This window comes from Streptomyces melanosporofaciens (assembly GCF_900105695.1).
GTDB classification, from domain to species: Bacteria; Actinomycetota; Actinomycetes; order Streptomycetales; family Streptomycetaceae; genus Streptomyces; species Streptomyces antimycoticus.
Map to the genome: position 1 here is coordinate 5592950 of NZ_FNST01000002.1, position 14589 is coordinate 5607538.

Below are 14589 nucleotides of genomic sequence, written 5' to 3' on the forward strand. Positions count from 1 at the left end.
CTCAGCCGAAGGCGCGCTCGATCTGCGCCAGCTTCTCCTCGAGGGAGTCCAGCCGCGGGATCGTGAGCGTGTCGTCCTCGGCCGTGAGGTCGATGGTGTGGGGACGGTCGGCCTCGGAGTCCTTGTCCTTCTCACCGAAGCCGAAGCTGAAATCCCGGTCGCGGTCCCTGTTCCGGTCGCGGTCCAGGTCGCCGAGTCCGGCCTCGGCGCCACCCGCGGACCGCAGGGCGGGCCGGGCGGAGGCGGCGGAGAGCTGACCCTGGTCCGGGGCCCCGGCGGTCTCCAGCACCTTGTCGCCTATGGCAGGCTCCGAACTGAGCTGTGCGGGCTGCGCGGTGGCGGCGGTGACCTCCACCTGACGGCCGCCACGACGGCCCCACATCCGGTGCTGCCGGTTGATCGCCCGGATCCGGGCCCGGTCCAGCTTCTCCTGGTCGCGCCGGCGGGTGCGGTTGTTCTCCTTCTCGCGCCGGTCCTCGCGGACCTCCTCGACCGCCTCGTCCAGCGTCCGCACGCCCTCGAGCAGCATCAGCGACCAGGCGGCGAAGGTCTCGCGCGGAGCGCGCATCCAGCGCACGACGCGGATCTGCGGCAGCGGCCGGGGCACCAGGCCCTGCTCGCGCAGCGCCGCCCGGCGGGTCTGCTTCAGGGCCCGGTCGAAGAGGACCGCCGCCGAGAGCGACATGCCCGCGAAGAACTGCGGGGCGCCCGCGTGGCCCATGCCGCGCGGCGCGTGCACCCAGTTGAACCAGGCCGCCGCACCCGCGAACAGCCACACCAGCATGCGCGAGCCGAGCGCCGCGTCACCGTGGCTGGCCTCCCGCACCGCCAGTACCGAGCAGAACATCGCCGCGCCGTCGAGACCGAACGGCACCAGGTACTCCCAGCCGTTGGTCAGCGCCAGGTTCTCCCGGCCGAAGCCCACCAGGCCCTGGAAGGAGAGCGCCGCGGCCACCCCGGCGCAGCAGAACAGCAGAATGTAGGCGGCCATCCCGTAGATGGCCTCCTTACGGCGCCGACGCTCTTCGCTGCGCTCCCAGGAGTCGGTGATGACGCTCTCGTCCTTCTTCCGTCGGCCGCGCGCGAGGACAACCGCCGCCCCCACGACGCCGGCGAGCGCCACGACGACTGGCAGAACCAGCGATATGTCGGTCAGTCTCATCCGGTGCCCCTTGATTGGCTTCCATGAAGTTCCGGCCGCAGTGCGGCCTACCGCGCGCGACATCCTGGCGGAATCCTGCCGGGCCTCGAGCGGTTTTGGGACAAGAGGCCGCCAAGTAGGCGGGGGGGCACGCGAATAGGCGCGATGCGATCCGAACACCTGCGCTGTGCAAGCGGCTTGATTCTATTCACGGAACCCGATCGCGGGTAATCCGATCGATCGGCTTGTCGAGGGCGTACTGTCCGTGTACGAGGCGTAACGTTACTGCCACCTTAAATGATGTTTACGGGCTTTGCCCGGGCGCGGCCTCCGCATATCGTTCGATGGGATGTCAGGAGGACCGGAGTGGAGCAGTCCGAAGCACGGGTGGCAATGGAGCCGCCGCCCTCCTGTGGCGTGCCCGCGGCACGGAGGTCTCCGCGCCGCCACTCGGTGCGCGGCCAGATCCTGGACGCCCTGCGGGAGGCGCTGGCCGGCGGTGAGCTGATCCCGGGCGAGGTGTACTCCGCCCCGGTCCTCGCCGAGCGCTTCGGCGTCTCTCCCACCCCCGTACGGGAGGCCATGCAGCAGCTCGCGGGCGAGGGCGCCGTCGAGGTGGTGCCCAACCGGGGCTTTCGGGTCTCCCGCCGCAGCGAGCGCGATCTGGCCGAGCTCGCCGAGGTGCGGGCGCTGCTGGAGGTCCCGGTGATGCTCAGCCTGGCGGAGGCGATCGCGCCCGAGCGCTGGGCCGGGCTGCGGCCCTTCGCCGAGGCCACGGCGGCGGCCGCCATGAGGGGCGACCGGGCCGCCTACCTGGAGTCGGACCGCACCTTCCACCAGACCGTGCTCGGACTGGCCGGAAATCAGCAGCTCGTGATCGTCGCCGACGACCTGCACCGCCGCGCCCAGTGGCCCCTGGCCTGCGGCCGGGTGACTCGCACCGCCGACCTCGTCGCCGACGCGGAGGAGCACATGGCCCTCCTCGACGCACTGGCCGCCCGCGACCTCGACACGGTCGAATCCCTCACCCGCGCCCACTTCGTTCCGACGGTCTGAGGGCTGTGGGGGCGCGGGCCCCCACACCCCGGCCCGGACCCGCCCCTGCCTCCGCCGGGCCGCCCGCCCCAGGGCGTATGCCCCGGGGCGGGCGTTGCGGGTGTCAGTCGGCGGTGTCCGCGGGGGTCAGCTGTTCCGCGAGCCAGACGGGGACGCCGCCCAGGAGGCGGACCAGGCGGGCCGCCTCGGTGCGCAGGCGGGTGGCCTCGTCGGGGTCGGGTTCGACATCGGCCAGGGCTGCCAGGGCCGGGGCGATGCCGACCAGATAGCCCAGCTCCTCACGGATCCGCAGCGACTCGGCGAAGCCGTGGCGCGCTTCGGCCAGATCGCCGTCCGCCTCCGCCATGGCGGCCAGATGGCGCCAGGTGAACGAGCGCAGCAGAGTGTCGCCGTGGGCCGCCGCGCCCGCGTGGGCGCGCTGGAAGGCGGCCAGGGCGCCGGTCGGATTGTGGGCGAGGTGCTGGGAGATCAGCCCGCGCCGGAAGTCCAGCAACGGCCGGATCGGGGAGCCCGGTGAGAGCAGCGCGGCGGCGCGGCCGAGCGCGGTCCGCGCCTCGTCGGCCCGGTCCCGCACCCCGACCAGCGTGGACGCGTACGCCAGATAGCCGCGTTCGCACGCGGTCGCGCCCCGCTCGGTGTCGGTGAGCGCGAGCGCCTCCGCGGCCCGCAGGGCGTCATCGGCCGCGTCCCAGCCCGCGGAGGTGTACATGCACCGTTCGATCAGGACGGCGCTGCGCTTGAGCGCGGCGCCGGCGTCGTCCACCGCATGCGGGGTGAGCAGTTCGGCGGCGTCCTTCCAGCAGCCGCGCGAACGCAGCCGCCATACCGCCGTGTCGAGTGGGTCGTCCACAAGCGGGTCGAGCCCGCGCCCCGCCTGTACCTCGGAATGAGGATCGGACGATCCAGGTGGTGACATGGCGGTGTCCGCCACATTGCCCTCCCCAAGCGCGCCATCGAGCCGGAAGCTGTGGGCGAATCTCAGCATGAATGCGCGCGCCCGGCCAAGAGGTTGGTGTGAATCAATTCACAAACCCCTGGCAAGAGTGATGGCGCGTTGTCACGCGCCCGGGCGTGTCCCCGGGCCTCGGCCACGCCCCGCCGGGCGTCAGCTCATGCGCAGCGCGGGTGTCAGCTCATGCGCAGCGCGAGGAAGAAGTCCAGCTTGTCCTCCAGGCGCGACAGCTCGCGCCCGGTCAGCTGCTCGATCCGGCCGATCCGGTAGCGCAGCGTGTTGACGTGCAGATGCAGCCGGGAGGCGCAGCGCGTCCAGGAGCCGTCGCAGTCCAGGAACGCCTCCAGGGTCGGGATCAGCTCGGCCCGGTGGCGCCGGTCGTACTCGCGCAGCGGGTCCAGCAGCCGGGCGGTGAAGGCGCGCCGCACATCGTCCGGGACGAAGGGGAGCAGCAGTACGTGCGAGGCCAGCTCCTGATGCCCGGCCGCACAGACCCGCCCGGGGCGTGCGGCGGCGACGCGCCGGGCGTGCCGGGCCTCCTCCAGGGCGCCGCGCAGCCCGTCGGCGGAGTGGACGGCGGCGCTGACGCCGAGGGTCAGCCGGCCGTCGCCGTCCAGACCGCGGGAGAGCGGCTCCTGGACGGCGGCGAGGAGCGCGTCGGCCTGCAGCCCCTCCGCGGCGTCGTCCATGCCGCCCTCCCGTGGGCCGTCGATGAGCGCCGGGAGGGGGACGAGCGCCACCGCCTCGTCGCCGGTGTGGGCCACGGCGATCCGGTCCGAGAGCTCCGGCCCGGGCGCGGCCGGGTCGACCAGGATCTCCTCCAGCAGCGACTGCGCGACCCGGGCGCCGAGGACGGCTCCGCCGTCCCGCGTAAAGCCCTCTCGCGCGGCGCCGTCCCGCACCCCGCCCTCCACGCCGTGCTCCGCCGCCGCGTTGACGCCCCACTCCACCTTGGCCACCACCACCTGCCAGTGCGGCGCCGTGCCGAGCCCCGGCAGCAGCACCGGTGCGGCCACCCGCAGCCGGGCCGCGATCTCGGCGGGCGGCGCGCCCGTCTGGACCAGTTCCAGCACCTCCTGGGCGAGCCTGCGCCGCACGGTGCGCGACGCGTTCCGCCGGTCGCGCTCGACCGCGATCAGCTGGGTGACCCCATAGAGCAGATCCAGCCGTTCCTCCGGCCATTCGTCGGCGTCCGCGCCGACCACCAGCAGCCAGTCGGACAGCACGGTCTCGCGCTCCTCGTCGTCCGTGTCGCCACTGCGGATGGGGAAGAGGGAGTAGGTCATGCCGTCCGCGGCGGTCATCCGGTGCGGGCCGCGCCGACCGTTCCGCCGGGCGGCCAGATGCTCGCCCGCCAGCTGGGCGCGGACCGCCGCGGGCGGCTCCGCGGCCGCTCCGGCGGCGGTGGGCCCGGCGATCCGGCGGCCGGTGGGGGAGAGCACCCACGCGGTCAGGTCCAGGTCCGAGCGGAGCAGGTCCAGGGCCACCTCGGGGCCGCCGCCCGCGGGCCCGGACGTCATCAGCCGGCGGTGCCGGTCGACGACCGCCGCCAGATCCCCGGCCCGCTCACCGGAGACCTGGCGCACCACATGCTCGGTGATGGTGGCGAACGCGACGTCCTCGACCACGGAGAACAGCGGCAGCCGATGCCGTCCGCAGGCCAGCATCAGATCCTCGGGCACGGCGCCCAGCTCCGCCTCGCCCGCCGCCAGCCCCGCCACCCCGGCCGCCGCGAGGATGCGCACGAACCGCTCGGAGTCCTCCGGCTCACGCCGCCAGGCGAGGCCGGTCAGCACGAGTTCACCGCCCGAGAGATAGCGGCTGGGGTCGCGCAGATCGGTGGTCATCACGCCGCGCACGGTACGGTCCAGCTCGCCCTCGCCACCGAGCAGGCGCAGGCCCAGGGTGTCGTTCTCCAGCAGTGCGCGCAGCCGCATGGGATGCCAGCCGATCTTGTTCCGTGTCGCCGGTCGAATACCGCGAGGTTTCCGGCCCCCGCCGTTCGTTCGAATCTACAAGACCCGCCGCCTGGCCAGCCAATTGCTTCATGTCTTCGGTGACTGCACCAGGTGGCCCACACCTCGGTCTACTGGCGTTGAGTCGCGTGCAGAGTTCTGGGAGGGGGCTCCCACCTGCCGACGGCGACGCCGACGATTCGAGAAGAGAGACCCATGGACTTCCTGCGCCCCGCCGGCTGGGAGGAGGCGCTCGCCGCGAAGGCCGAGCACCCCACCGCCGTGCCCATCGCGGGCGGCACCGATGTGATGGTCGAGATCAACTTCGATCACCGGCGGCCCGAGTATCTGCTCGATCTGACCCGCGTCGCCGAACTGGCCGAGTGGGAGGCCACCGACCGTACGATCCGGCTGGGCGCGGGCGTCCCGTACACCCGGATCATCGAGGAGCTGCGGACCGAGCTGCCGGGGCTGGCGCTCGCCGCGCACACCGTCGGCTCACCGCAGATCCGCAACCGCGGCACCGTCGGCGGCAACCTCGGCGCCGCCTCGCCCGCCGGGGACGCGCATCCCGCACTGCTGGCGGCCGGGGCCGAGGTGGAGGCGGCGTCGGTGCGCGGCACCCGGCGCATCCCCGTCGAGGAGTTCTTCACCGGGGTCAAGCGCCATGCCCTGGAACCCGATGAGCTGATCCGGGCGGTGCACATCCAGAAGGCGGACGGTCCGCAGCAGTTCTCCAAGGTCGGCACGCGGAACGCCATGGTGATCGCGGTCTGCGCCTTCGCCGTCGCGCTCCATCCGCGCACCCGCACCGTGCGCACCGGCATCGGATCGGCCGCGCCCACGCCCGTACGGGCCCATGAGGCCGAGGAGTTCCTGGGCGCGGCGCTCGAGGAGGGCGGCTTCTGGGACAGCGGCGCGCCCCTCGACCCGTCGACCGCCCGGCGGTTCGCCGAGCTGTGCGCCGGAGCGTGCCGCCCGATCGACGACGTACGCGGCAGCGCCGCCTACCGCCGCCACGCGGTGCGGGTCATGGCGCGCCGCACGCTCGGCTGGACCTGGGAGGCGTATCGCGAGGGAGACGGGAGGACCGCACAGTGCGCGTGAACATCACGGTCAACGGACGGCCGTACGAGGCCGATGACGTCTGGGAGGGCGAGTCCCTGCTGTACGTGCTGCGCGAGCGGATGGGGCTTCCCGGTTCGAAGAACGCGTGTGAGCAGGGCGAATGCGGTTCCTGCACGGTCCGCCTCGAAGGGGTGCCGGTATGCGCCTGTCTGGTGGCGGCGGGGCAGGCCGAGGGCCGCGAGGTGGTCACCGTCGAGGGACTCGCGGACCACGCCCGGCAGCGCTCCACCCATACGACGGGGGCCGTCCGCCCCGGGGAGCCCGGGGCAGGCCGCACCGGGGAGCCCGAGGTCCGCCCCGCGGAGCACGAGGTCATCCACTCCGGGGAACCTGGGACGGGCCACCCCGGAGAGCCCGAGCCATCCCGCCCCGGGCAGGTTGCCCCGCTGGCCCCCGTCCAGCAGGCGTTCATCGACGCCGGCGCCGTCCAGTGCGGCTTCTGCACCCCCGGACTGCTCGTGGCCGCCGATGAGCTGCTGGAGCGCACCCCCGACCCCTCCGACGCCGATATCCGCGAGGCGCTCTCCGGCAACCTCTGCCGCTGCACCGGCTACGAAAAGATCCTCGACGGGGTCCGGCTCGCGGCCGCCCGCACCGGGAAGGCGGTCTGACCATGGCAGCCGACCGCACCGCCAGCGCCCCCGCCGCCCTCACCCAGGCCACCGGCGCCACCAGGGGGACGATCGGCGAGTCCACCCTGCGCCCCGACGGCACCCTCAAGGTGACCGGCGAGTTCGCGTACTCCTCGGATCTGTGGCACGAGGACATGCTGTGGGGCTTCACCCTCCGCAGCCCGCACGCCCACGCCGCGATCCGGTCCATCGACACCGCCGCGGCGCTCGCCCTGCCCGGGGTGTACGCCGTCATGACCCATGACGACCTGCCCGCCGAGACCCACTACGGCCTGGAGATCCGCGACCAGCCCGTGCTCGCGAAGGACCGGGTCCGCTATCACGGCGAGCCCGTCGCGATCGTCGCGGCCGACCACCCCGAGACCGCCCGCCGCGCCGCCGCCCGGATCGCGGTGGAGTACGAGGAGCTGCCGCTGGTCGTCGACGAGGCCACGGCCACCGCGCCGGGCGCGCCGCTGCTCCACCCCGGCCGCCGGGACCACCACGCCGGCCACGCCCCGCACCCGAACATCGTGCACCGCCAGCCCGTCCTGCGCGGCGATGTCGCCGCCGCCCGGGCCCGCGCCGATGTGGTGGTCCGCCGGGACTACGAGGTGGGCATGCAGGACCAGGCGTTCCTCGGCCCGGAGTCGGGGCTCGCGGTGCCCGCCGAGGACGGCGGCGTGGACCTCTACATCGCCACCCAGTGGCTGCATGTCGACCGCGATCAGCTCGCCCCGGTTCTCGGGCTGCCCGCCGACAAGGTGCGGCTGACGCTGTCGGGGGTGGGCGGGGCGTTCGGCGCGCGCGAGGACCTGTCCATGCAGGCGCACGCCTGTCTGCTGGCGCTGCGCACCGGAAAGCCCGTCAAGATCGTCTACAACCGATACGAATCCTTCTTCGGCCATGTCCACCGCCACCCCGCCAAGCTCACCTACGAACACGGCGCGAGCCGCGACGGCACGCTGCTCTACGTCCAGTGCCGCATCGTCCTGGACGGCGGGGCGTACGCCTCCTCCTCCCCGGCGGTCGTGGGCAACGCCGCCTCCCTGTCGATCGGCCCCTACGTCGTCGAGAACGTCGACGTCGAGGCCATCGCGCTCTACTCCAACAACCCGCCCTGCGGTGCGATGCGCGGCTTCGGCGCCGTCCAGGCGTGCTTCGCCTACGAGGCGCAGATGGACGCGGTGGCGGCCGAACTCGGCTTGGACCCGGTGGAGTTCCGGCAGCGCAACGCCATGTCCCAGGGCGCCACCATGCCCACAGGGCAGCTCGTCGACTCCCCGGCCCCGGTCGCCGAGCTGCTGCGCCGGGTCAAGGCGCTGCCGATGCCGCCCGAGCGTGCCTGGGAGGCGGCGGGCGGCCCCGTGGACGTACGGGCCCTGCCGGGCGGGCTGTCCAACACCACCCACGGCGAGGCCGTGGTGCGCGGGGTGGGCTATGCGGTCGGCATCAAGAACGTCGGCTTCTCCGAGGGCTTCGACGACTACTCCACCGCCCGGATCCGGCTGGAAGTGATCGGTGGCGAGCCGGTCGCCCTGGTGCACACCGCGATGGCCGAGGTCGGCCAGGGCGGGGTCACCGTGCACGCCCAGATCGCCCGCACCGAGCTGGGCGTCGACCGGGTCACCATCCACCCCGCCGACACCCGGGTCGGCTCGGCCGGCTCCACCTCCGCCTCCCGCCAGACGTATATGACGGGCGGCGCCGTCAAGCACACCTGCGAGGCGGTCCGCGAGGAGGTGCTGCGGCGCGGCCGTGAGCGGTTCGGCGCCTCCCACCCCGCCTGGGCGGAGCCCGCCCGGCTGCGGCTGGCGGACGGCAAGGTGGTCACCGACGGTGGCGAGGTGATCGGCGACCTCGCCGGGATCCTGGGCGATGAGGCGATCGATCTGGAGCGGGAGTTCCGGCACCGGCCCACCGAGCCGTTCGATCTCCGTACCGGCCAGGGCTTCGGCCATGTGCAGTACTCCTTCTGCGCCCATCGCGCGGTCGTCGAGGTCGACACCGAGCTGGGGCTGGTCAAGGTGGTCGAGCTGGCGGCCGCGCAGGACGTGGGCAAGGCGATCAACCCACTGTCGGTGGTCGGGCAGATCCAGGGCGGTTCGACGCAGGGGCTCGGGCTCGCCGTGATGGAGGAGATCGTCGTCTCGGCGGACGGGGCGCGGGTGCGCAACCCGTCCTTCACGGACTATCTGATCCCCACCATCCTGGACACCCCCGCCATGCCGGTGGACGTGCTGGAGCTGGCCGACGACCACGCCCCGTACGGGCTGCGCGGCGTCGGCGAGGCGCCCACGCTCTCCTCGACCCCGGCCGTCGTCGCCGCCATCCGCGCGGCCACGGGCCTGCCCCTGAAGCGCGTGCCCGTGCGCCCGGAGCACCTGACGGGCACCTGAGGGCAGATATCGGGAGCCGAGTGCGTTGTTCCGGATACCGATGCGCCGCGTATCGATGCGCCGCCCAAGGAGCTGATCACCATGCTGGACATCGCCGCCGAGCTGCACCGCTGGTGCGAGGAGGGCCGGGACTTCGCCGTCGCCACCGTGGTCTCCGTGGGCGGCAGCGCGCCCCGGCAACCCGGGGCCGCCCTCGCCGTGGACGCCGAGGGCACCGCGATCGGCAGCGTGTCCGGCGGCTGTGTCGAGGGCGCGGTGTACGAGCTGTGCCAGGAGGCGCTGAGCACCGGCGAGACCGTACGGGAGACCTTCGGCTACTCCGACGAGGACGCCTTCGCGGTCGGCCTGACCTGCGGCGGAGTCATCGATGTCCTGGTCACCCCGGCCCCGGCGGCCGACCGCCGGGTGCGTCCCGTCCTCGCAGCCGCCGCGTCCGCCGCCGCCGACGGCCGGACGACGGCGCTGGCCCGGATCGTGGACGGCCCGCCCGAGCTGCTGGGCGGCGCCCTGCTCGTCCGCCCGGACGGCGGCTGGGACGGCACCCTGGGCGGCCACCCCGAGCTGGACCGTACGGCGGCCGCGGAGGCCCGCGCCCTGCTGGACGCCGGGCGCACCGCGACCGTGGTCATCGGCGCCGAGGGAAGCCGCTGCGGGCAGCCCGTCACGCTGCTCGCCGAGGCCAGCGTGCCGCCGCCGCGCATGATCGTCTTCGGGGCGGTGGACTTCGCGAGCGCGCTCGTGCGGATAGGGAAGTTCCTGAACTACCACGTCACGGTCTGCGACGCCCGTCCGGTCTTCGCGACCGCGCTGCGCTTCCCGGACGCCGACGAGGTGGTCGTCGACTGGCCGCACCGCTATCTGGAGAAGACCGAGGTGGACGCCCGCACGGTGCTGTGCGTGCTCACCCACGACGCGAAGTTCGATGTGCCGCTGCTGGAGCGGGCGCTGCGGCTGCCCGTGGCGTACGTCGGCGCGATGGGCTCCGCACGCACCCACCGGGACCGGCTGCGGCGGCTGCGCGAGGCCGGTGTGGGCGAGCCGGAGCTGGCCCTGCTGCGCTCCCCGATCGGCCTCGACCTCGGCGCCCGTACGCCCGAGGAGACCGCGCTGTCCATCGCCGGCGAGATCGTCGCCAACCGTCGGGGCGGCAGCGGAACGCCGCTGACGGGTGCCCGGACCCCGATCCACCACGACACCGGGGCGACCTCGGACCGGATCGGCTCGGTCGCCTGACGCCGGCTGACTTCACCTGACATCGGATCAGATCACAGAAGGATCGTCTGACATAAGGCCACTCCTGAGCGGGAAAAACCCTCCGCCACCTGGCGGAGGCTTCTCTTGCCGGGCGCCGGTTTCTGAGTGAGAGTCAGAAATCGACCTTGGTCCTGCCGCCCCCTGGAGTGCGCACGTGCGTAAGAGACGCAAGATTCTCACCGTGTCGACGGCCGTCGTGGCCGCGGCCACCCTGCCCCTGCTGATCAGCCCCGTGGTGAGCGCGGCCGCGCGGGAGGACGACGACGATTCCTCCCGCATCGCCCGCCTCTACGCCCCGCCCCCCGACCGGGACTCCTACCGCCAGGTGGCCCGCCTCGCCTGGCGGGGCGACTTCCGCGACTCCGCCGGGCTCCTCGCCATGGTGCGGACGCCGCAGGCGGTCTGGTACGGGGACGAGAGCCCGGAGCGGGTCGAGCGGCTGGTCCGCAGGACGACGCGGAGCGCCGACGTGCAGGGGAGGCTGCCGGTCCTCGCGCTCTACAACATCCCGGGCCGTGACTGCGGCAGCTACTCGAGCGGAGGAGCGGACGGCCTCGCCGCGTACGAGGCGTGGATCGACGCCGTCGCCGAGGGCATCGGCGACCGTAAGGTGCTGATCGTCCTCGAACCCGATTCGCTGTCGCTGCTGCCCTCCGACTGCGCCGACGAATCGAACGTCGATCAGACCGCCGCCGACGAGCAGCCCGCCGACGAGCAGCCCGCCGAGGAGCAGCCCGCCGAGGAGCAACTCGCCGCCGAGCAGCAGACGGACGTCGAGCAGCCTCCCGCCGCCGAGGCATCGCCCACCGATCTGCCCCCGCTGCCCGACCCCGGCGCGTCCACGTCCCCGCCCGCCGCATCGGCCGCCCAGGACGCCGCGCAGTCTCCGGACGCCCAGTCCGAGGACCCGCGCCTCCCCGCCTCCGAGGACCCGGCGCCCAAGCCCGCCGAGGCCCAGGAGCCCTCCGGCCTCGAGCCCTCCGCATCCCAGAGCCCCGCCCCCGAGCCCTCCGCCGAGCAGCCCGGCACCCTCCCCGAGCTGCCCCCGCTCCCCACGCCCGACCCGGTGACCCCCGACACCGAGGACACGGGCGACCTGGACACCCCGGTGGTCGAGGACCCGGAGACCGCCGCCCGCTACTCCGAGATCAACTACGCGGTCGACGCCCTCACCGCACTCGGCAACGCGTCGGTGTACCTGGACGCGGGCCACGCCGGCTGGCACTCCGTCAGCAGCATCGTGCCCCGGCTCATCAAGGCCGGGATCGACCGCGCCACCGGCTTCGCCCTCAACGTCTCCCACTACCAGACCGACCCCGACAGCGCCTGGTACGGCCGGCTGATCTCCTCCTGCCTCGCCTACGCCGACGAGGGCGGGGACCCCGAGGACTGCGCCGACCAGAGCTGGTCACGGCGGCACGCCCGCCGCTGGCTGCACGCCCACGTACCGGACGACCCGGGCCGTATGAAGCACTTCGTCACCGACACCAGCCGCAACGGCCAGGGCCCCTGGGCCCCCAGGGCCGGGGCGCACCTCGACGCGCAGTCGTGGTGCAACCCGCCGGCGCGGGGCCTGGGCCGGCGCCCCACCACCCGCACGGGCGATGCGCTGCTGGACGCCGCGCTGTGGGTGAAGACGCCGGGCGAGTCGGACGGGCGGTGCCTGCGCGGCACCGACGGGCCCCTGGACCCGGTGCGCGGGACCGTCAACCCCGACGCGGGGGAGTGGTTCCCCGAGCAGGCGCTGGAGCTGGTGCGCTACGCGGAACCGTCGGTCAAGGTCTTCCGCCGGACCCACGGCCGCTGACGCTCCGCGGTCAGCCCGCCGGATTGTGCCGGACGAGGGCGTCGACCAGGCCGGACGCGGTGTTCGGGAAGTCCATCGGAACGATCCCGAGCCCGGTCCAGCCCTGTGCCTCGGCGCCCTCCAGGAACGACTTCACCTGCGGGTTGAGCCGGTCCGCGTTGGAGCGGGGCGGCAGCAGGGCGGCGGTGGAGACATAGTTGATGAAGAGCTTGCCGGGCTGGGCCGCCGCCTTGCGGAACTGCGCCTGGATCTTCGGGTACTTGCCGAACGGCTCCGCCATGTAGTCGTCCTGGATGTCGAAGAGCCCCCCGTCGCCGTACCGCACCCCCGGCATGTTGTCCGAGTCGGCGAGCAGCACCACCCTGCCCCGGGCCTGGCCCAGGGCGGGGAGGGTGTTGTCCAGGCGGAACAGCGAGCGCCAGCCCTTGTCGTCCAGGTAGGTGTCGAAGATCCGGCGGAACTCCGCGGCGCTCTCCTCCGAGTACTCCTGCTTGACCCGCATCAGCACGGTCTCCGAGGGATGCGCGGAGAGGAAGGAGCGGCAGGCGCCGAGCACATCGTCGAAGTTGAGGTTCTGGTAGAAGGCGCCGTGGTGGATGGGGAAGGCGTTCTCGAAAGCGCGGCAGCGGACGTCCAGGAAGCGGATGCCGCTGCTGAGCTGGTCGGCGATGGTGGTGTTCTGGCACTCGGTCCACGGGCCGCCGAAGCGGGCGCCGGAGTTGTGGGTGCCGGGCAGGGTCAGCCGCTGGACCGGGGTGGCGTCGGCGATGGCCGACAGCCAGTCCTGTGCGGCCCGCAGCCGGGGCGGCGCGGCGGCCGTGGCCGTCGCGGTAGCGCCGACGGTGGTGACCAGCCCCGCGGTGGACAGCGCGGCCGCGCCCCTGAGGAACCCTCGCCGGTCCATACGCGTACTCCCGTCGCTCGCCTGCCCGTGCCGTGCCGGACGGCATCGAAGCACAAACGAGGGGGAGGGGCCATGGACAGCGGCTGAATCAGCGATTCAATCGAGGAATTCCCTTGAATCGCCGATCCAGCCGGAGAGTTGGGGCGCCGTCAGAGCCAGCCGCGGCGCTTGAAGATGACATACAGGCTGACGCAGACCACCGCCATCAGCACGATCGCGAACGGATACCCCCACACCCAGTCCAGCTCGGGCATATGGGTGAAGTTCATCCCGTAAATGGTGCCGACCAGCGTGGGCGCGAACAGAATCGCCGCCCAGGCGGAGATCTTCTTGACCTCCTCGTTCTGCTCGAAACCCGCCTCGGCCAGCGCCCGCATCTCGGCGTTCTGCTGCTGGGTCACCAGGGTGGCGTTGACCGCGAGGATGTCGGTGAGGGCCGAGCGGAAGCCGTCCACGCGCTCGCTGGTGTGCGTGACGTGGTCGGCGACGTCCCGCAGATAGCGCTGCAGCTCCTCATCGGTGCCGTATTTGTCGAAACCCGCCATCAGCCCGTGCAACATCCCGACCAGCGGGCGGGTGGCGCGCTGGAACTCCACCATCTCGCGGGAGAGTTCATAGATGCGCCGCGACACCTCGGGGTCGCCGCGGAACACCTCGGTCTCGATCTCGTCGATGTCGTTCTGCACCCCCGCCACCACCGGGGCATAACCGTCCACGGCAGCGTCGAGGATCGCGTACAGCACGGCCTCGGGGCCCAGCGCCAGCAGCTCGGGGTGGACTCCATCCGGCCGCGCACCGCGGACAGGTCCGGGGCGGCGCCGTGCCGGACGGTGATGACGAAGTCGGGGCCCACGAAGACATGCAGCTCGCCGAAGTCGACCTCCTCCGGCGCGTCGAGATAGCGGGCGGCGCGCAGCACCACGAAGAGCGTCTCGCCGTAGCGCTCCAGCTTGGGCCGCTGATGGGCCTCCAGCGCGTCCTCGATGGCCAGCTTGTGCAGATCGAACTCCTCGGCCAGCGAGAGCAGCTCCGCCTCGCTCGGCCGGTACAGCCCGATCCACGCCATCGCGCCGGGCTCCTCGCGCAGCCGCCGGTAGGTGGCGGCCAGGGTGCCGGGGGTGCCGACCCGGCGGCCGTCGCGGTACACGGCCGCGTCCACCACGCTGCGCTCGTCCGGCTCACGCGGGGTTCCATCGGCGGCGGTCCGCCGCTCGTCGCGCGGCGGACCCGGGGGCGCCGGGGCGGGGCGCGGGGCGGCAGCGGCCCGGTTCGCCCCGCCGGGGCGCAGCCAGGGGTACCGCCTCGTGGGGCGGGGGGTGCGGCGGCGCTCGGACATAGGGGGTCCTTTACGGATAGCGGGCTCGGGCTCGGACGGGCGCCGC

Annotated in this window: 10 protein-coding genes and 1 pseudogene; 6 read left to right on the plus strand and 5 right to left on the minus strand. The window is 73.2% G+C overall.

Annotated features, from left to right (window positions below; translation table 11 throughout):
• Position 1: 1 nt before the first annotated feature.
• The gene (locus BLV72_RS27005; protein ID WP_093465436.1) at positions 2-1162 is read right to left on the minus strand and encodes a DUF2637 domain-containing protein; all 1161 of its coding nucleotides are present in this window, start codon (positions 1160-1162) and stop codon (positions 2-4) included.
• Between the two features lie 372 nt (positions 1163-1534).
• Here BLV72_RS27005 and BLV72_RS27010 point away from each other — a divergent pair, with 372 nt between their 5' ends.
• Positions 1535-2197, plus strand: coding sequence for a GntR family transcriptional regulator (locus BLV72_RS27010; protein WP_244321441.1), 663 nt, complete (start codon positions 1535-1537; stop codon positions 2195-2197).
• Positions 2198-2300: 103 nt separating this feature from the next.
• Here BLV72_RS27010 and BLV72_RS27015 read toward each other — a convergent pair whose 3' ends face one another.
• Both BLV72_RS27015 and BLV72_RS27020 read right to left on the minus strand, forming a co-directional pair.
• Positions 2301-3182, minus strand: a complete 882-nt coding sequence (locus BLV72_RS27015) for a hypothetical protein (RefSeq protein WP_093465439.1) — start codon at positions 3180-3182, stop codon at positions 2301-2303.
• A gap of 143 nt (positions 3183-3325) precedes the next feature.
• A complete protein-coding gene (locus BLV72_RS27020; RefSeq protein ID WP_093465440.1) occupies positions 3326-5086 on the minus strand; it encodes a PucR family transcriptional regulator ligand-binding domain-containing protein in 1761 nt (586 codons plus the stop codon).
• 234 nt (positions 5087-5320) lie between these two features.
• Between BLV72_RS27020 and BLV72_RS27025 the strand changes: the two genes are divergently transcribed.
• The 5 genes from BLV72_RS27025 (at position 5321) to BLV72_RS52080 (ending at position 12303) form a co-directional block, all read left to right on the plus strand.
• Positions 5321-6211 carry an FAD binding domain-containing protein gene (locus BLV72_RS27025; RefSeq protein WP_093465442.1) on the plus strand — a complete coding sequence of 297 codons (891 nt, stop codon included), beginning with the start codon at positions 5321-5323 and terminating at the stop codon, positions 6209-6211.
• Positions 6202-6843, plus strand: a complete 642-nt coding sequence (locus BLV72_RS27030) for a (2Fe-2S)-binding protein (RefSeq protein WP_093465443.1) — start codon at positions 6202-6204, stop codon at positions 6841-6843. Before BLV72_RS27025 ends, BLV72_RS27030 begins: the two co-directional genes overlap by 10 nt.
• A 2-nt stretch (positions 6844-6845) precedes the next feature.
• A complete protein-coding gene (gene pucD / locus BLV72_RS27035) occupies positions 6846-9242 on the plus strand; it encodes a xanthine dehydrogenase subunit D (RefSeq protein ID WP_093465445.1) in 2397 nt (798 codons plus the stop codon).
• An 81-nt stretch (positions 9243-9323) separates the two neighbouring features.
• Positions 9324-10475: an XdhC family protein gene (locus BLV72_RS27040; protein ID WP_093465447.1), complete on the plus strand. Its 1152-nt coding sequence runs from the start codon at positions 9324-9326 to the stop codon at positions 10473-10475.
• A 175-nt stretch (positions 10476-10650) separates the two neighbouring features.
• Positions 10651-12303 carry a glycoside hydrolase family 6 protein gene (locus BLV72_RS52080; RefSeq protein ID WP_425288400.1) on the plus strand — a complete coding sequence of 551 codons (1653 nt, stop codon included), beginning with the start codon at positions 10651-10653 and terminating at the stop codon, positions 12301-12303.
• A 10-nt stretch (positions 12304-12313) separates the two neighbouring features.
• Here the strand turns inward: BLV72_RS52080 and BLV72_RS27055 are convergent, their stop codons facing one another.
• Together BLV72_RS27055 and BLV72_RS27060 are read right to left on the minus strand one after the other, a co-directional pair.
• Positions 12314-13207, minus strand: coding sequence for a phosphatidylinositol-specific phospholipase C (locus BLV72_RS27055; RefSeq protein WP_093465448.1), 894 nt, complete (start codon positions 13205-13207; stop codon positions 12314-12316).
• Positions 13208-13356: 149 nt separating this feature from the next.
• Positions 13357-14543, minus strand: a pseudogene (locus tag BLV72_RS27060) (magnesium and cobalt transport protein CorA).
• Between the last annotated feature and the right edge of the window lie 46 nt (positions 14544-14589).